Here is a 16085-nt window from a genome sequence, read left to right on the forward strand (position 1 = left end):
TTCAGTAGCATATAGGTATAATGATTTGAAGGTTACATAAGAGAAAGGAAGGAAAAATCGAATGAAAATCGGGTTTGATATTGACGATACGTTAAATGATATACGGTACACGATTACCCGCATCTTCAATGAACACTTAGAACGCGAGGTCACGAATGAGTTTGTGGACACTTTCCCTACCCTTCATGTGTATGATGCATTTAACTTAAGTCATGAAGAAGGGCATAATTTGTGGCGCAAGTTTCAGGATCGAATTCATGAAGAAAATCTTCCCCTTGAATTTTCCTCTGATGCACTGAACAAGCTTACCAGGGACGGACATGAGATTTACTACATAACAGCCCGTGAAGATTCAGCCCGCGATGCCACTGTAAGCTGGCTAAAAAAATACAAGTTTCCTTTTCAGGAGGACCATCTGTTTATCGGGATGAAGGATGAAGAAAAGGCAGGCATAGCGAAAGAAATCGGACTCGATTTGTTTTTTGATGACAAGCCGCATGTTCTCGACGCTTTTGCAGGAACTGGCGTGAAAGTGTGTATTAAAGACACCTGCTATAACCAGCATGCCCCCTACCAGCGAATCTCCAGTTGGTCTGAATTGGAAAAAATCGTGCAAGGTCATGTTAAAAGCGGAAAGTAACGTCCACGTTTCGTTTTATATAAAAACTCACGAGGACCAAAATAGGCGGCGCCTGGAATCCCTCCATCCCGGGTCACTTCAACGTATGGTATAAATCATTGTATTTCTCCCAGAGGATAGATTCACTGGTTATTTTACCATATTTATATTATGTAAAGTAAAAATAATTTAATCGACTGGGCAAACACTTTCAATCCTGCAACCAAATAGGAATAGAAAATCCGGGGATTGCCGATTTTCATCTTATGGGTGTTTGCATTCCGAAAGAATATAGCAGCAAAAACACACCCGTTTGCAATCAAAAAAGGATTTCAGGTTAATATTATTGAATCAATTAATTGGAAAGAGGCAAATTTATAGGTAACGAAGGTGCGCCCGGGTGGCCAAAGCAACAGAAAAATCACTTCAAAACGTACATGCCTTTGCCACAGGTGCGTCAAGCGGCTTAGGACTCACCATGGCAGAAGCTTTGTTGCGTGAAGGGGCTGCCGTCGCTTTGTCCGCGCGAAAAAGTGAACAATGGCTTTAAAATCTGGAAAGGTAGGCGAAAGCATGGAAAAAAGAAGAGTAGGCAAATCGGAATTAGTAGTCTCTGCGCTGGGACTTGGCTGTATGGGGATGTCGGATTTTTATAGCGGACAGGATGACGAAGAATCCATTCGCACGATCCATCGAGCGTTGGAATTAGGTATTAATTTTCTCGACACGGCCGATATGTATGGCGTTGGAAGGAATGAAGAACTGGTTGGAAAAGCGATTAAAGGCCGCCGGGACCAGGTTGTTCTTGCTACAAAATTCGGCAACGTAAGAGGGCAAGACGGATCGTTTCAAGGTGTAAATGGAAGACCTGAGTACGTTAAGCAAGCTTGCGAAGCCAGCCTTCGCCGTTTAGGAGTAGACTACATCGATTTATATTATCAGCATAGAGTGGATCCGAATACACCAATTGAAGAAACAATTGGCGCGATGTCTGACTTAGTAAAGGAAGGAAAAGTCCGGTATATCGGCATGTCAGAAGCGGCGCCTAATACGATTCGCAAAGCCAGCAAGGTTCATCCGATTACCGCCCTGCAGACAGAGTATTCGCTCTGGAGCCGGGACGTGGAAGATGAAATTCTGCCCACAGTACGGGAATTAGGCATTGGCTTTGTCTGCTACAGCCCGTTAGGCCGAGGCTTTTTAACCGGACAGATCAAATCGTTTGATGATCTTGCTGAGGATGATTACCGCCGTTTTTCACCGCGCTTCCAGGGAGAAAATTTTCAAAAGAATCTTGAACTCGTTAGCCGCATTCGTGAAATTGCCGAAGAAAAGGGTTGTAAACCTTCACAGTTGGCTTTGGCCTGGTTGTTAGCCCAGGGGGATGATATTGTGCCGATTCCGGGCACGAAAAGAAGAAAATACTTAGAAGAAAACGTCGGGGCATTAGATATCAAATTAACGGAGACAGACATAAATAAAATCAATAAAGCTGCACCGCAGGGAATAACAGCGGGAGGGCGGTATCCTGAAGCTTCGATGAAAAGTGTTAATCTTTAAGTATATGGGGGTAGTTAAGCCCAAACTGGAAAATTTGCTGTACCACTTCTATAGTGAGTACGGCTATTTTTTTGAGTTACTGATCCGGGATTTTCCCTCTTCCTTAATAATGATACTTTCCGTAAAGAAGCGGTTTAAAACGTTTACATAAATGCAAAATTTTCTGTTGACGAACTTGTACATACAAGTTAAACTATCAATGTATCTTGTATATACAAGTTTTAAAGAAGTTGAATGCGCTTAATTTGTAAGCGATAACAGGAGGAAGTAAAATGGATATAAGGCAATCTACGGAGCAAATTGTCGACGCCATTGGCGGAAAAGACAATATTGCAGCGGCCACTCATTGTGTTACGAGGCTTCGATTTGCATTGAAGGATGAAGGCAAGGTTGACAAAGAAACCCTTGAAAATATTGATTTAGTAAAAGGCTCTTTCTCAGCCAACGGGCAATTCCAGGTGGTTATCGGCCAGGGGACTGTGGACAAGGCGTATGATGAGCTTGTTGACATTGCCGGGATAGGGCACGCTACCAAACAAGAAATTAAAGATGCGGCGGAAAAGAACCTCAACCCGATTCAACGTGCTGTTAAAACACTGGCGGATATCTTCATTCCAATTCTGCCGGCTATCGTTACAGCCGGTTTGTTAATGGGGATAAACAATATTTTAACGGGAAAAGGTATTTTCTACGCAAATCAGTCTTTTATCGATATTCACCCGGCATCGAAAGACCTTGCGGATATTATTAACCTGATAGCCAACACTTCGTTCACGTTCTTGCCCGGTTTAATTGGCTGGTCAGCGGTGAAGAAGTTTGGCGGAAGCGAATTATTGGGGATCGTTCTCGGGCTCATGCTTGTGCACCCGGCTTTATTGAATGCATGGGGGTATGGTGATGCTCTGCGAAAAGGGACCGTTCCTTACTGGAATCTGTTCGGTTTAAGCGTTGCAAAAATTGGGTATCAGGGACAGGTTTTACCGGTATTAATCGCGTCCTATGTCCTCGCCAAAATCGAAATCGCTTTAAATAAGCGCGTGGCAGACTCGTTTAAGATGCTGGTAGTGGCACCCATTGCTTTATTAGTGACAGGTTTCTTAGCGTTTATCGTCATTGGCCCAATCACGTTCGGTATCGCGAACGCACTGACTACAGGCCTCGTGTTTGTATTTAATAAATTTGCGGCACTTGGCGGCTTGATTTATGGTGCGCTGTACGCCCCGTTGGTAATCACAGGAATGCACCACACATTCTTAGCCGTGGATTTACAGCTTATTGGAAGCACCGGTGGAACATTCTTATGGCCGATCCTTGCTTTGTCTAATATCGCCCAAGGTTCCGCCTCGCTTGCGATGATGTTTGTCGCAAAAGATGAAAAGGTAAAAGGCTTATCGCTGACATCCGCGATTTCCGCTTATCTGGGAATTACGGAACCTGCCATGTTTGGTGTGAACTTACGATTTAGATTTCCGTTCTTTTGCGCCATTATTGGTTCGGCACTTGGTGCGGTATTTATTACGATTAATCATGTTATCGCAGCGTCTGTTGGCGTTGGTGGACTTCCGGCCTTCTTATCGATTCTTCCGCAAAAATGGGGTCCGTTCTTTGTTGGAATGGCTATCGCTATTGTCGTACCTTTCGTGTTAACCTATCTGTTTGGAAAAGCTAAAAGAGCGTAATTATAAAGATAAGGATGTTGAAAATGAAGCAACCTTGGTGGAAGAAATCTGTCGTCTATCAAATATACCCAAAAAGTTTTAATGATACAACAGGAAACGGTGTAGGTGATTTGCCCGGTGTCATTGAAAAGCTGGACTATTTGAAAACACTTGGGGTCGACGTCATCTGGCTAACCCCTATTTATAAATCACCGCAAAAAGACAACGGATATGATATCAACGATTATTATGACATCCATGAAGAATTCGGAACGATGGCGGACTTCGATCACCTGATTGCAGAAGCCCACAAAAGAGACATGAAAATCATCATGGATATTGTGGTAAATCACACCTCGACTGAACACAAATGGTTTAAAAAATCAAGGGAATCCAAGGAAAGTCCTTATCGGGATTTTTACATCTGGAAAGACGGAAAAGACGGTAATAACGGCAAGCAACCGAATAACTGGGAATCGAAATTTGGCGGTTCCGCCTGGCAGTATGACGAGCAGACCGGACAATATTACCTGCACCTATTTGATGTTACACAGGCAGATTTAAACTGGGAAAACGAAGAAGTCAGAAAAACAGTCTATGAAATGATGCACTACTGGTTTAAAAAAGGAGTCGATGGCTTCCGTCTTGATGTCATCAATTTAATCTCCAAAGACCAGAGATTCCCGGACGATGAAACGGGTGATGGCAGGAAATTCTATACAGACGGCCCACGCGTGCATGAGTATATTCATGAAATGAACCGGGAGGTATTCTCGAAATACGATAGCATGACGGTCGGGGAAATGTCTTCAACGACGATCGATAACTGTGTGAAATATACAAATCCGGAGCGGCATGAGCTAAATATGACGTTTAATTTTCACCATTTAAAAGTGGATTATCCGAACGGTGAGAAATGGGCTATTGCCGATTTTGATTTTCTTTCGTTAAAGAAAATTTTATCGAAATGGCAGGTGGAAATGCACCGGGGAAATGGCTGGAATGCGCTGTTCTGGTGCAACCATGATCAGCCGAGAATTGTAACCCGCTACGGAAATGACCAGCAGTATTGGAAAGAATCCGCAAAAATGCTGGCGACAACAATCCATATGATGCAGGGAACCCCTTATATTTACCAGGGGGAAGAAATTGGCATGACCAATCCTAAATTTGATACGATCGATGACTACCGTGATGTGGAAACGCTAAATATGTATCATATTCTTAAAGAAAAGGGTAGGAATGAAAAAGAAATCCTCGAAATTATCAAGAGAAAGTCGAGAGATAATTCGCGTACACCGATGCAGTGGGACGCAAGCCAGCATGCCGGATTTACAACGGGAACACCCTGGATTCATGTAGCGGACAATTATAAAAAAATTAATGTGGATGCAGCACTTCGGGATCGCGATTCGATTTTTTATCATTATCAGACATTAATTAAACTTAGGAAAGACGTAGAAGTTATCACTCACGGGGATTATCGGTTGATCCTGGAAGATCATCCTGATATTTTTTCGTATACCAGAACATACCATAATGAAACGTTACTTGTTATTAGTAACTTTTACGGCAAAGAAACAGCTTTTGAATTACCTGCTGAGCTGCAGTTAAATGATATGGAAGTCCACATATTGCTTTCCAACTATCCTGATTCTCCGGCTGATTTTACAAAAATCGAATTACGGCCATATGAATCCGTCGTTTATTATCTTAAAAAGTGATAAGATAATACGGGTGGTATACGATGCAAAATAAGTATTTTACGATTTATCATGACATTGCAAACCAAATTCAAAATGGAATCATTAAACCGAATCGAAAGCTACCTTCGGAAAATGAGCTCGTTGAACAATACGGAGTATCGAGGGAAACGATTCGGAAGGCACTGAACTTGTTATCCCAGAATGGATACATTCAAAAAATCCAGGGAAAAGGTTCCCTTGTGCTCGATATGAGCAAATTTAATTTTCCAATATCGGGATTAGTTAGCTTTAGGGAACTGGCGAATAAGATGGGAAAACAGTCAAACACGGTGGTCCACGTTTTGGAATTAATTACACCCGATGATTATCTGATGGATCAGTTAAACACTTCTGACGAAGAACAAGTGTGGAAGGTTATACGCTCCAGAGAAATCGAGGGCGAAAAAATAATTCTCGATAAAGATTTCCTGTCGAAAAAATTCGTGCCGGAGTTAACGCAAGCCATTTGTGAACATTCGATTTACGACTACTTGGAGAATCGGCTCGGGCTTACGATAAGTTTTGCGAAAAAGGAAATTTCCGTCGAAGACACCACAGACGAGGATCGAAAGTATTTGGATGTGGAAGGATATCAATCGATGGTCGTTGTGAAAAACTATGTCTATCTCGATGATGCAACCTTGTTTCAGTACACGGAATCAAGACACCGGCCGGATAAATTCAGATTCGTTGATTTTGCGCGAAGGAACCATAAACCATAAAAGCGACTGGTCCGCCCCCATTCATGTTGATTTCCTCAATGTTTTTATCTCCCTCAATTTTTGCGTCGGTCATATTTTTAGCAAAATCGTTCAAACTATTTACTGATGCAGATAGAGGAGGGTAAAGGCTGTGGATCACATCAAAGCATTGGGAATTAAATTCATAAGATTTTTATTTAATTTTTATATTTTTATCGGCCTCGTTTTTAACCAGCCTTTTATGGTTGTCGTTGAAATGAGTTTACTTCTGTCTGTCATGTCCTACCTGCTGGGAGATTTATTTATTCTTCCCCGATTCGGAATGAAAACCGCGACCGTTTCCGATTTTATCCTAACATTTTTAGGAATATGGTTAGTAACAAAGGCATTCGGAGTACCTGTTCATGTGTTCGTTTTTACCATGATTTCGATTTTTATTACGATTGAAGAATTTGTTTATCATGTGTATGTCGAAAAAGTTATCTATGGAAGAAAAATGAATCTAAATCGGATGATAAATAAAATTTAACATGACATGTGAGAACCCCCCATCTTCAAGCGCTACGCGCTAGGTGGGGGAGTGTTCATCATATAATTTTTCTCTCTTGGGATGCTTTCGGGCATCTTTTTTTATGAGTAGCTTTTTACTGCCGATAACCTTGCAGTCCATATTAAACATTGCATTTTTGTAAATTTTTACTTGAGAAAAACAATGCGGTAATACTTATTCCGGCAGCTACCCAACATACCGTATGTAAAGCAGAAACGAAAGCAAGCGGGTGCTGTGTTCCTTCGACCGGCAGGGGAGCCGATTGGTGGGTCAAACGATGAAGCCGGGTTGAAAATAAGGAAATCGATACCGATATTCCGAGCAGCATGCCCAAATTTGTTACAAGAGCATTCATTCCTGCCGCAGCACCCAGTTGTTTTTTCGGGACAGAGTCGATCACATTGGCATGATTGGTTGATTGAAACATGCCATACCCAATTCCAAAAAACGCAAGATGGAACGCAATGAGCCAGGAAGATGCCGTAACAGGTAATGTGGCAAGCTGTACAAATCCCAGAGTATTTACCATAAGCCCCAGATTGATGAGGAAAAAAGAGCCAGCTCTGTCTGACAGCCAACCCGATAAACGAGCCATGATAACCATCGTTAACGGATAAGCCATCATCGTATATCCAATGACTGCCGGCGTTAAATGTAAGACCTCCTGCATATAGAAAGGCAGCAGCACATTGGAACAGAATAAAGCAGCAAAAGATAAAAAACCGGTGATCGTACCGATTCGAAACAATTGTATACGATATAGGGAGAAATCGAGCAGCGGTATAGATGTATGGAATTTTTTCAAATAGAACAGGACAAAGGAAAAAACGGACAGAGAGAAACCGACCAAGGTCGATATGGATTTCCATCCCCACATTTCCAAATGTGCAAGGGTGTAAAAAAATGAATGCAGCCCTACTATATAGAGCAACGGTCCTTTGTAATCGAATGTTTTCACTCTCGTACCGATTTTTTCTTTAGGGAAAATGAAAAAGCCTGTGATCCATCCAAAAATGCCTAATGGTACATTCAATAAAAAAATACAGTTCCATCCATAGCTGCCTGCCACAAAGCCACCGAGGGCCGGCCCTGTTACAAAACCGAGAGAAATCATGGCTCCTATAATGCCAATCGCGCGCCCGCGTTCATAACCTGGAAATATGGAGGCGATAATCACATAATTGCCCCCCACTAATAAAGCAGCACCAATTCCCTGAATGATTCGCATGGCAATGAGCACCGAAACTGAACTGGATAAACCACACAGTCGGGAACTGACTGTAAATGCGATAAGCCCTACGTTATATAATAGATACCTCCCGAATGCATCAGACAGCTTCCAAACGATAGGTAGAACAGAACAGATCGTAAGCAAATATGCGATGATAACCCATTGAACAACCTGCAGGGACGCCAGTAAAGAATCAGATATGGAAGGCAGGGCGACATTTATAATGCTCCCATCGAGTGCGGCCATAAACGTTCCAATGGAGGCACCGGCTAAAATCCACCACCTTTTTTGTAATTCGTTGATTTGAACGATTTGACTTTGAGCCATGGAGCAGCCCCCTTGCTAGTTTTAAAGGGTATTTTGTCTTATCGTTCCACGGGTTACCGAATGGCATACTAAATAATATAGTGACAGGGGAAGGAGGAGAAGAAAATGAAAATCCTACAGGGTGAACATGAATGCTTTTATTGCGGAAAAATATTTATCTGGCAGGCAAACATTGCTGGTATTATTCCGAGCGTGGTCAAACCGCGCGATGTCATCGAGGCGAACATTGCATTTATCGGAAAAAATAAAGTAGAGATGGATCTATACTGCCCCCAATGTAAATTTAAAAACAGATTTACTGCCGTGTTCAGCAAATAAATCAGTACGTAATCGAGTCTTTCCGGTACTCGTTTACTTTGATAAATGCAAGAAACGCACGATCTCCTCATCGACTTCCTGCCATTTTTCTTCGTGTAAAAAATGTCCGCTTTCGGTTATAATAACAAAAACGGAATTCTTTATATCTCTATGCAGCTGTTCACACTGGACACGAGGGATCACCTGGTCATATTCTCCTGCCAGAATGAGCGTACGGTGTCGAATATCCGAATTCCCTCGGCCGGTCTGCCACCTGTTCTGTGCCCGGCAGATTTCCATAGTATACAACGGCGCCTGCAAGACGGGGCTCCGCCTATGCAGTAGCCAGTTGAGGCCACGTCAGGGCGTTTCCCGTTTGTCGTATATAAATCCGGTGCGACAGCAAGATATTCTGCCTTCGCAAAACGGTCAGTCAGGTCCGGAATGTGCGTGTCCGTCCCCCAAATCTCCTGGATTACGATGACAGCCGGCAGTGGTTTTCCGGAATTAGCCGGGCGAGACGTATACAGCGCATATTTGTTCTCAATCATTAAACTGTATCCATTGTCTATGTAATGCCATGCGCAGGACCTCCAACAAAATTTTTTCAATTTTATCGTATCATACAATTTTATGAATTATATAAGTTTACTAGATACAATCTTTGTCCAAAATAGTAGTAAGCAGCTAGATAAAATAGATAGCTAATATACCTCATCAAACAACACTATTAGCAAGGTAGGTGTTTAAAAATGGAAATCATCGAACAATTTATTATAAACTATGAGCTTGAAGCCGGTGAATCGCTCGGAGAAGCGCTTCAAGAAGGTATTGATAAATATCAAAAGCGCTACTCAAATGATTTATTATTAATTCAGCAGGTAATTAAACAAACAAACTCCCATTACGTGGCCATTGTTAATAGAGTTGAAATCGAATAAAGCGAATGAAAAGGTGTTTACAGGCGAATCATATCGCCTCTTTTTATTTCACCCCTAATCGCTTTCCGAATCAGCGCTTGATCGTGAATCGCCCAGAGTTCCCCGGATTTGACTTGCTTGACATAGAGCGTACCTTTTTTTAACGATATCACCTGATATTCATTAGCGGACAAGTTTGTCGCTTTTTTGGCAGCCGTGCTGCCGGAAGTCTGAACCATGCCGGTCACTGGAACGTTCGCCTTGGATATTCCTATGTTTACTCCAATCCAGATAAATATAATAAAGACCCCTGTAAACAAAAGGCCGATTTTTGCAGATCGATGCATAGCCTGTCCCCCCTCTACTCAATAAATTATGAGCAAACAAGCTTTGATATGAATAAAGGGCTGTCCCTTCTTACCCTTCTTTACATTCTGTAAGAAAATAAAGAAATTTATAAAAATAGTAAGAACAATAAAGACAAACGGCAATGGACTTGGCTTAATGGTGAGTTTTAAAATCATTGAAAGCCATCAAGGTAAAGTCTTTGGATTTGCTTTTTAGTCTGCTGGTTCTCCGTTTGCTGTATGTCTAAAGCTGCTTACATCTGTAATCCCCCTGTATGAACTTCAAGTATGATAATCATTTTAATTTACAAAATATTTATTGACCAATAGATTTTTCTGGAATTCACTTGCGTGGACGTTACATTTCGCAGCTTGCAATACCGTTAAATGCTTGTATTTAATAAAAATTTCTCTTTGCTCTACAGGATTTTTATGATAAAAAAGAAAATATATGCTTTATATATTTAGTTTATTATTATATTAATTTATGTTCTTCAATCCAATAAAGCAACATAAAATAATAAAAAGCGTCAAATCCTTGAATTACATGGATTTAACGCAATAGTACAGAACGCCATAAATGAAGTTAATCTAATAGTGTGAAGGTTTCCGGGTTTTGCCGTGCACTTTTTTACTTTTTACCCGAGTGCTTAGAATTTTTGTTTGAGAACCAGGCGAATACAGTTCGCCAAATCACTAATAAGGCCGTATTAAAAACCGTCGTCACAATAAGAAATGGGATAGAAATGCCATGACCTAGAAGTAATGCACGCAATAAAACCCCGATAGGATTGGCAATCAGTGAAGTGATGAAAGTTCGTACTACAACACGCTTCATGCTACCTAAAACTTCTTTTTTGTATATTCCCGTAATAAAACCAACGAGTAACCATGCCAAAATAAAAGGGATCAGATTGGATAATAACCCTAATATATTAATAGATATACTATGCTCCCGGTCTCCCAGCAGAATAAACAAAAGAAAACAAATCATATCCCCTATAATCAGTGTCCATTTTCTAGCTGCCACGCCGAATCCTCCATTTTGTTGTTTTTATCGTTATCCCTATTATTAAAGTACAAACCATATTGTAAACGAAATTTTACGTAAACTATATCGATATTGTGACTTCTTTGTGAAAAGTGATTGATAATAAAACTGTATAAGTTGAATAATATTGTTACAATAGAAGTAGGAATAGTCGCATTTACATAAGGAGGAGAAACATGAAAGCCCAAGTTATTCGTGAATTTGGAGACCCATCCGTTTTTCAACCGGCAGAGATACCAAAGCCTGAGGTAAAACCTGGCCACGTTCTTATCCGGGTAGCGGCGTCAAGCGTGAATCCAATTGATAGTAAGGTTCGTCAGGGGGCCGTAAAAGGAGTGTCCCCGGATTTTCCAGCTGTTCTCCATGGAGATGTCGCCGGAGTAGTTGAAGAAGTGGGGGAAGGCGTAACATCATTTAAACCAGGTGACGAAGTGTATGGTTGTGCCGGAGGATTCAAAGGCACGGGCGGTGCCCTTGCGGACTATATGCTGGCCGATTCTGCTTTGATTGCCCATAAGCCACCGTCACTGACGATGAGAGAGGCAGCCGCTCTTCCATTGGTTTCGATTACCGCCTGGCTGGCGCTCTTCGATAGAGCGAACATTCAGGCCGGACAGAACGTTCTGGTCCACGGCTCAGCCGGGGGCGTGGGGCATGTTGGGATTCAATTGGCGAAATGGGCAGGTGCAAAAGTTTACACCACTGCTTCCTCGCCAGACAAGCTGGAGATAGGCAAGCAATTAGGAGCGGATTTTACGATATGCTACCGTGATGAAACGGTGGAGGAATATGTAAATAAATATACGGAAGGAAAAGGATTTGATGTCGTATTTGATACGGTTGGCGGAAAGAATCTGGATCGGTCGTTTGAGGCCGCGGCCATGAACGGGACTGTCGTTACGATTGCTGCACGCTCTACCCATGATTTAAGCCCTCTTCATGCAAAGGGACTCAGCCTTCATGTTGTTTTTATGCTTCTGTCCATTGTTACCGGAGTCAATCGTGAACGCCACGGCTACATTTTAGAACAGGTAACAAAATTAGTGAATGAAGGAAAACTGCGCCCGCTACTAGATGCAAAGACATTCAGTTTTGCGGAAGTGGCTGCTGCACACCGGCATTTGGAGTCAGGGAAGGCAGTAGGAAAAGTGACATTAGTAAACGAAAATTTTTAAACGTATGAGAAAGTAAGGCTAGCATCAGCCGCAGGAGCTGATGCAGTTCTTTCACAATCGTCTCCTGATATCCGGTATCTTCGCCATATTCCTGGAGCATAGCTGTCTTTTTTTCATCGTAGTTCGACATTGCGGTCCGGATTCTCTTTTTTAAAAGCGGTCATAATCGCCTGCACGTTGGCCGGGCGTGGTCCCCATTTCCCGAGCACATTGACGTTTGCATCCGTAAAAATCACAAAGGGAATGGCGGCCTCCGCGAGCACCCGGAATACAACAAGTCTTCAAACCACTGTAAGGCTTCTCTAACAAGATAAAAGGACATAGGGATGCTTTTTTATCACTAAAAGAGTATAATTATGGTGTTAAATTGGCATTGTATGTTGTTTGATATCATCCTTTGCATTTTTGGCCTGGATGGTCTTCTGTCGTTTAAGACGGGACTTCGTTACGTTTTAATGTACATAGGCGCGGGGTGCCCGATTAGGGAAATTCAAATCTAGAAAGGATGATATGGTTAATATGTCTGTACAGAAATCGGCCCTATTGGGCCTTTTTGGTGTTTCTCTACTGTGGGGATGCAATTATGTAGTGAGCGCATTTCTCCTGCGTGCTTTTTCACCTATCTTTCTATCGTTCGCCAGAATTTCTATGACCTCCCTTTTTCTGTTTTTTGTAGCGTTAAAAGTTGGGGGCCTGCGTCGTCCAACGAAGCATGAGTGGTTCTTGCTGGCAGGGACAGGGATTTTTGGGACGCTGTTCAACCAGATTTTTTATTTTACCGGCCTGCATCAATCAACGGCTTCCAATGCGGCGCTTATCATTGCTATGTCTCCGGTAGCCACCACTATTTTAGAACGAATCTTTTTAAAGGTGCCGCTAACCCTCACGAAGGTGATCGGAGCCCTGTTTGGTTTGGGCGGCGTCATTGTCATTGTCGGATTTCAGGGTGAGTCGCTTGGAGTAACGTCTGGCGACTTATATTTGTTGTTTGCCATGCTGGCTTTGTCGATAAGCCTTTTGTTTATCCGGGGCCTCACGCACAGTATGTCGTCCTACGCAGTGACTATTTTTTCAACCATTCTCGGCAGTATCCTCATGGCTCCGGCAGCTGCGGGGGAAGCAATCTTCGGACATATTGAAATGAGTCATAGCCTGCTATTTTGGATGCTTATGTGTACGGCCGGAATTATTGCCCAGGGCATGGCCGGGTTTTGGTGGAATCGTGGGGTGTCTGTTGTCGGAGCAGGTACGGCTTCAATGTTTATGAACATTCCCCCGTTCATTGCGCTGATTGTGGGACACTGGGTACTGGGAGATGCGATCCGTACGGCCCAGGTAATCGGGGGATTTCTTGTATTGTCCGGGGTGTTTATCGCTAACCAGAGTTCTTTTCGTGCTTCTAAAGGAAAACGAAACGTTTGTCAAAACGCTGCGGAATCATTGTAGGAAAGAAACCCCGATAATTCTGCCATTCCTCTTGTCTTCTTGTTCGCAGGAAAACGTGCCATGGAAAAGCAAGCTGATTTATGGATGTTAGTTATTTTTGAAAAACTGTGGGAGGAAACCTATATTGGAAAAGACTAAAATTGCAGGTGTTTTCGCGCATCCGGACGACGAGACATTTGTAGGCGCCTCGATATTTTATGAAGCCGCCGTTCGTGGAAAAGAAGTCGTACTCTTTGTCGCAACCCGGGGTGAGGCGGGAAAAAGCGGACGGCTGGGCGCTATGACACGGGAACAGTTAGCGGAAAGACGGAAACTGGAACTGCGCGCCGCTTTGGATATTATAAAAATAAATACGTTTCATCAATTGACCTATCCGGACGGGAAGTTATCCCAGGTTGACCGGGAGCAATTAATACAGGATGTTGCAACATTTATTAACGAACAGCATGCTCAGGTTATTGTAACATTCCCGGAGGACGGAATTTCCGGTCACCCGGACCATACGGCTATTCATCATGCGGTGCGAGAAGCGGTGGTAAGCGAAAAATGTCCGGAGGTCCAGAAGCTGTACTATGCTGCAAGCCGGCCTTTACTCCATGCGGGCCATTCTCCCTCCATTGTCTTCGACAGCAACGTGCACAGAGAAATAAAGGTGCAGGCCCTGCTCGCCCATGAGTCTCAAATTCTATCGATCGAAAGGGTATTCGGTGACCTGCACCATCCGCAGACAAAGATACGGCCTGAATCATTTGTGCTTGCTTGGCAGAGAGGAATATACTGGCCGGATAAAAAGGAAGGCTTTTTTACTGATGACTTAGCTTGCGTTTAAGACGGTGGACTTGGATGCGTCCAATGTGTGCGGGTGCACGTATCTTTGGAACGTTGTTTAACCAAATTTTTTATTTTACCGTCCTGCATCAACCAATAGAGTTTGTTGTTGACCCGATTGACATATTTAAAAAAACCAACTAAGAAAAACTCGCGGGCGTTGCCGCTCGTCCTTTTTCTGCAGGGAAGCGAAACGGCCGCTTAGTGACCGGAAGGTCGGACCGACAAAACATCCGGGTACCTCAATGATGGAGACAATTGTCGGTCTGATCGACCTTCCGGCCACACGCTCCACATTGAAAAAGCAACGTTCGGCACACTCCCGCGAGTTTTTCTCGGGTGACCAATGGAAGGAAAGTATATGTTGCTTTACAGTGTTAAAGCAACATATACTTTCCTTAACGGTTAAAAAACCATGGATTTAGAATCATCCATGGCAAATAAGAAACAACAGCACCATTAAATGAAGAAAGGAAAGAAGAATGGATTGAAAAAAAAGAATGGGAAGAAAAGTCGACGGAAGCGTCGTCTGAAAAAAAACGGACGTCTAAAGAATCTTTGTGCCGCATGAACATCTTCTTCTTTAGCGTTTATGTTCTTCCCAATGAGTTGAACGGAAGGATGATGAACAGTATAATGGTCAGGGAGTAACACAGTAACGCCCTGACTATTTACGCTTTCAATTTTTCCGTAAAAGGCACCGGACTTTGTATTGATTACTGTCCACTTCCCTATGTTTTCATTCAACGTTTGACGAAGATTAGTCATTCTTTGATCCCCCCCTAACTTTGATAACTTTCTATAGAATATGAGGGAATATAAAGTCTTGATTTAGTTGAGTACCCTAATAATCGTCCTTTTATCTATAAATGAGCAAAAACGGATACAAAAAATGTCAAATGTTGAGTCAGTCCAGTTTTAACCGCTCCTGAACCACTTGAAAGGGAATACCCTTCTGTCCGCAAGCGTAAACGTACTGAGCAACATCGAGTTTGACTTGCTTACGCACGGTACGAAGACCCTCGCCAAATAAGCAAGGCTGATTTAGTCCGATGGTGCAGTACAGATGCGTCCAAGCTAGCAGCGCCTAAAGACGTACAAAGGCGGTCGCCGAACGAACTTGGTATGAGGTCAATAGAATGGACACAAAAAGTAAAGATCTAGGCAGCATTTTTAATAGAGTTATAGTACATACGTTCGTATTGAAGGGGTGTGAAGTATCCGATTGACGAATGAATTCTTTTTCGATTGTAAAAAAATTCTATATACTCATAGATGTGTTTTTTAGCCTCTTCACGGGTCTTAAACTTGTTTAGGTAAATTAGCTCTTTCTTAATAATGCTATGAAAAGACTCAATACAAGCGTTGTCATAGCAATTGCCTTTTCTGCTCATGCTACCAATCATGTTGTACTGTTCCAGACGATCCTGATAGTCTTTAGAAGCATATTGACTCCCTCGATCGGAGTGGTGAAGAACTTTTCCTTTGGGCTTCTTTTTGTCATAGGCCCTGTCCAACGCCTTGAGGACTAAGGCTTTCGTCATTTGTTTATCCGCATACCAACCGACAATTTCACGCTGGTAGAGATCCATAATACTCGCGAGATAGAGCCATCCTTCATCCGTTGGAA

Annotated in this window: 21 protein-coding genes and 1 pseudogene; 13 read left to right on the forward strand and 9 right to left on the reverse strand. The window is 42.6% G+C overall.

The window, feature by feature from the left end; genetic code table 11:
- Positions 1-61: 61 nt before the first annotated feature.
- The 7 genes from H525_RS0117115 (at position 62) to H525_RS0117150 (ending at position 6812) form a co-directional block, all read left to right on the forward strand.
- Positions 62-640 carry a 5' nucleotidase, NT5C type gene (locus tag H525_RS0117115; protein ID WP_027417181.1) on the forward strand — a complete coding sequence of 193 codons (579 nt, stop codon included), beginning with the start codon at positions 62-64 and terminating at the stop codon, positions 638-640.
- A gap of 379 nt (positions 641-1019) precedes the next feature.
- Positions 1020-1169, forward strand: a complete 150-nt coding sequence (locus H525_RS27540) for an SDR family NAD(P)-dependent oxidoreductase (protein ID WP_155837388.1) — start codon at positions 1020-1022, stop codon at positions 1167-1169.
- A gap of 23 nt (positions 1170-1192) precedes the next feature.
- Positions 1193-2179, forward strand: coding sequence for an aldo/keto reductase (locus tag H525_RS0117130; protein WP_027417182.1), 987 nt, complete (start codon positions 1193-1195; stop codon positions 2177-2179).
- 272 nt (positions 2180-2451) lie between these two features.
- The gene (treP, locus tag H525_RS0117135) at positions 2452-3858 is read left to right on the forward strand and encodes a PTS system trehalose-specific EIIBC component (RefSeq protein WP_035101777.1); all 1407 of its coding nucleotides are present in this window, start codon (positions 2452-2454) and stop codon (positions 3856-3858) included.
- A 23-nt stretch (positions 3859-3881) separates the two neighbouring features.
- Positions 3882-5561 carry an alpha,alpha-phosphotrehalase gene (treC, locus tag H525_RS0117140; protein WP_027417184.1) on the forward strand — a complete coding sequence of 560 codons (1680 nt, stop codon included), beginning with the start codon at positions 3882-3884 and terminating at the stop codon, positions 5559-5561.
- A 23-nt stretch (positions 5562-5584) separates the two neighbouring features.
- Positions 5585-6304: a trehalose operon repressor gene (gene treR / locus H525_RS0117145; protein ID WP_027417185.1), complete on the forward strand. Its 720-nt coding sequence runs from the start codon at positions 5585-5587 to the stop codon at positions 6302-6304.
- Positions 6305-6434: 130 nt separating this feature from the next.
- Positions 6435-6812, forward strand: coding sequence for a DUF2512 family protein (locus tag H525_RS0117150; protein WP_027417186.1), 378 nt, complete (start codon positions 6435-6437; stop codon positions 6810-6812).
- Between the two features lie 142 nt (positions 6813-6954).
- Here H525_RS0117150 and H525_RS0117155 read toward each other — a convergent pair whose 3' ends face one another.
- Complete coding sequence (locus tag H525_RS0117155; protein WP_035101779.1) at positions 6955-8391, reverse strand: MFS transporter; 1437 nt, start codon at positions 8389-8391, stop codon at positions 6955-6957.
- A 105-nt stretch (positions 8392-8496) separates the two neighbouring features.
- On the opposite strand from H525_RS0117155, the gene H525_RS0117160 reads away from it, so the two are divergent.
- Entirely contained in the window at positions 8497-8709 is a 213-nt protein-coding gene (locus H525_RS0117160) for a hypothetical protein (protein ID WP_027417188.1), read from the forward strand.
- A 33-nt stretch (positions 8710-8742) separates the two neighbouring features.
- Here H525_RS0117160 and H525_RS29700 read toward each other — a convergent pair whose 3' ends face one another.
- Positions 8743-8988 carry an alpha/beta fold hydrolase gene (locus H525_RS29700; protein ID WP_081413473.1) on the reverse strand — a complete coding sequence of 82 codons (246 nt, stop codon included), beginning with the start codon at positions 8986-8988 and terminating at the stop codon, positions 8743-8745.
- Positions 8889-9239, reverse strand: a complete 351-nt coding sequence (locus H525_RS0117170; RefSeq protein ID WP_027417189.1) for a dienelactone hydrolase family protein — start codon at positions 9237-9239, stop codon at positions 8889-8891. Before H525_RS0117170 ends, H525_RS29700 begins: the two co-directional genes overlap by 100 nt.
- Positions 9240-9440: 201 nt before the next feature.
- On the opposite strand from H525_RS0117170, the gene H525_RS0117175 reads away from it, so the two are divergent.
- Entirely contained in the window at positions 9441-9629 is a 189-nt protein-coding gene (locus H525_RS0117175) for a hypothetical protein (protein WP_027417190.1), read from the forward strand.
- Positions 9630-9646: 17 nt separating this feature from the next.
- Here H525_RS0117175 and H525_RS0117180 read toward each other — a convergent pair whose 3' ends face one another.
- Both H525_RS0117180 and H525_RS0117185 read right to left on the reverse strand, forming a co-directional pair.
- On the reverse strand, positions 9647-9955 hold the full coding sequence (locus H525_RS0117180; RefSeq protein ID WP_027417191.1) for a hypothetical protein: 309 nt from the start codon (positions 9953-9955) through the stop codon (positions 9647-9649).
- A gap of 631 nt (positions 9956-10586) precedes the next feature.
- Complete coding sequence (locus H525_RS0117185; protein ID WP_027417192.1) at positions 10587-10985, reverse strand: DUF3054 domain-containing protein; 399 nt, start codon at positions 10983-10985, stop codon at positions 10587-10589.
- Positions 10986-11182: 197 nt separating this feature from the next.
- Between H525_RS0117185 and H525_RS0117190 the strand changes: the two genes are divergently transcribed.
- Positions 11183-12181, forward strand: coding sequence for a zinc-dependent alcohol dehydrogenase family protein (locus tag H525_RS0117190; RefSeq protein ID WP_027417193.1), 999 nt, complete (start codon positions 11183-11185; stop codon positions 12179-12181).
- A gap of 113 nt (positions 12182-12294) precedes the next feature.
- Here H525_RS0117190 and H525_RS29210 read toward each other — a convergent pair whose 3' ends face one another.
- The gene (locus H525_RS29210; protein WP_425387722.1) at positions 12295-12444 is read right to left on the reverse strand and encodes a thioredoxin family protein; all 150 of its coding nucleotides are present in this window, start codon (positions 12442-12444) and stop codon (positions 12295-12297) included.
- A 256-nt stretch (positions 12445-12700) separates the two neighbouring features.
- On the opposite strand from H525_RS29210, the gene H525_RS0117200 reads away from it, so the two are divergent.
- The 3 genes from H525_RS0117200 to H525_RS27545 all read left to right on the forward strand — a co-directional run bounded on the left by H525_RS0117200 (position 12701) and on the right by H525_RS27545 (position 14880).
- Positions 12701-13627 (forward strand): DMT family transporter, encoded by a 927-nt coding sequence (locus tag H525_RS0117200; RefSeq protein WP_027417194.1) that lies wholly within the window; start codon positions 12701-12703, stop codon positions 13625-13627.
- A 124-nt stretch (positions 13628-13751) separates the two neighbouring features.
- Entirely contained in the window at positions 13752-14456 is a 705-nt protein-coding gene (locus tag H525_RS0117205; RefSeq protein ID WP_027417195.1) for a PIG-L deacetylase family protein, read from the forward strand.
- 244 nt (positions 14457-14700) lie between these two features.
- Positions 14701-14880, forward strand: coding sequence for a hypothetical protein (locus tag H525_RS27545; RefSeq protein ID WP_155837389.1), 180 nt, complete (start codon positions 14701-14703; stop codon positions 14878-14880).
- A gap of 34 nt (positions 14881-14914) precedes the next feature.
- Here the strand turns inward: H525_RS27545 and H525_RS0117210 are convergent, their stop codons facing one another.
- The 3 genes and pseudogenes from H525_RS0117210 to H525_RS24585 all read right to left on the reverse strand — a co-directional run.
- Positions 14915-15223 (reverse strand): hypothetical protein, encoded by a 309-nt coding sequence (locus H525_RS0117210; protein ID WP_027417196.1) that lies wholly within the window; start codon positions 15221-15223, stop codon positions 14915-14917.
- Between the two features lie 139 nt (positions 15224-15362).
- A pseudogene (locus H525_RS29705) lies at positions 15363-15584 on the reverse strand (IS701 family transposase); the annotation flags it as partial.
- Positions 15585-15615: 31 nt separating this feature from the next.
- Positions 15616-16085 (reverse strand): IS3 family transposase (locus H525_RS24585; RefSeq protein WP_035101780.1); only part of this gene is annotated, 470 nt, incomplete at its 5' end.

This window comes from Aneurinibacillus terranovensis DSM 18919, assembly GCF_000430625.1.
Classification (GTDB): Bacteria; Bacillota; Bacilli; order Aneurinibacillales; family Aneurinibacillaceae; genus Aneurinibacillus_B; species Aneurinibacillus_B terranovensis.

Coding starts and splice junctions, on each gene's coding strand:
- treR (WP_027417185.1), top strand. CDS start 5,585: ATGCAAAATAAGTATTTTACGATTTATCATGACATTGCAAACCAAATT.
- H525_RS0117200 (WP_027417194.1), top strand. CDS start 12,701: ATGTCTGTACAGAAATCGGCCCTATTGGGCCTTTTTGGTGTTTCTCTA.
- H525_RS0117170 (WP_027417189.1), bottom strand. CDS start 9,239: ATGATTGAGAACAAATATGCGCTGTATACGTCTCGCCCGGCTAATTCC.
- H525_RS27545 (WP_155837389.1), top strand. CDS start 14,701: ATGATGGAGACAATTGTCGGTCTGATCGACCTTCCGGCCACACGCTCC.
- H525_RS0117130 (WP_027417182.1), top strand. CDS start 1,193: ATGGAAAAAAGAAGAGTAGGCAAATCGGAATTAGTAGTCTCTGCGCTG.
- H525_RS0117180 (WP_027417191.1), bottom strand. CDS start 9,955: ATGCATCGATCTGCAAAAATCGGCCTTTTGTTTACAGGGGTCTTTATT.
- H525_RS0117155 (WP_035101779.1), bottom strand. CDS start 8,391: ATGGCTCAAAGTCAAATCGTTCAAATCAACGAATTACAAAAAAGGTGG.
- H525_RS0117115 (WP_027417181.1), top strand. CDS start 62: ATGAAAATCGGGTTTGATATTGACGATACGTTAAATGATATACGGTAC.
- treP (WP_035101777.1), top strand. CDS start 2,452: ATGGATATAAGGCAATCTACGGAGCAAATTGTCGACGCCATTGGCGGA.
- H525_RS0117175 (WP_027417190.1), top strand. CDS start 9,441: ATGGAAATCATCGAACAATTTATTATAAACTATGAGCTTGAAGCCGGT.
- H525_RS0117160 (WP_027417188.1), top strand. CDS start 8,497: ATGAAAATCCTACAGGGTGAACATGAATGCTTTTATTGCGGAAAAATA.
- H525_RS0117190 (WP_027417193.1), top strand. CDS start 11,183: ATGAAAGCCCAAGTTATTCGTGAATTTGGAGACCCATCCGTTTTTCAA.
- treC (WP_027417184.1), top strand. CDS start 3,882: ATGAAGCAACCTTGGTGGAAGAAATCTGTCGTCTATCAAATATACCCA.
- H525_RS29700 (WP_081413473.1), bottom strand. CDS start 8,988: ATGGAAATCTGCCGGGCACAGAACAGGTGGCAGACCGGCCGAGGGAAT.
- H525_RS0117210 (WP_027417196.1), bottom strand. CDS start 15,223: ATGACTAATCTTCGTCAAACGTTGAATGAAAACATAGGGAAGTGGACA.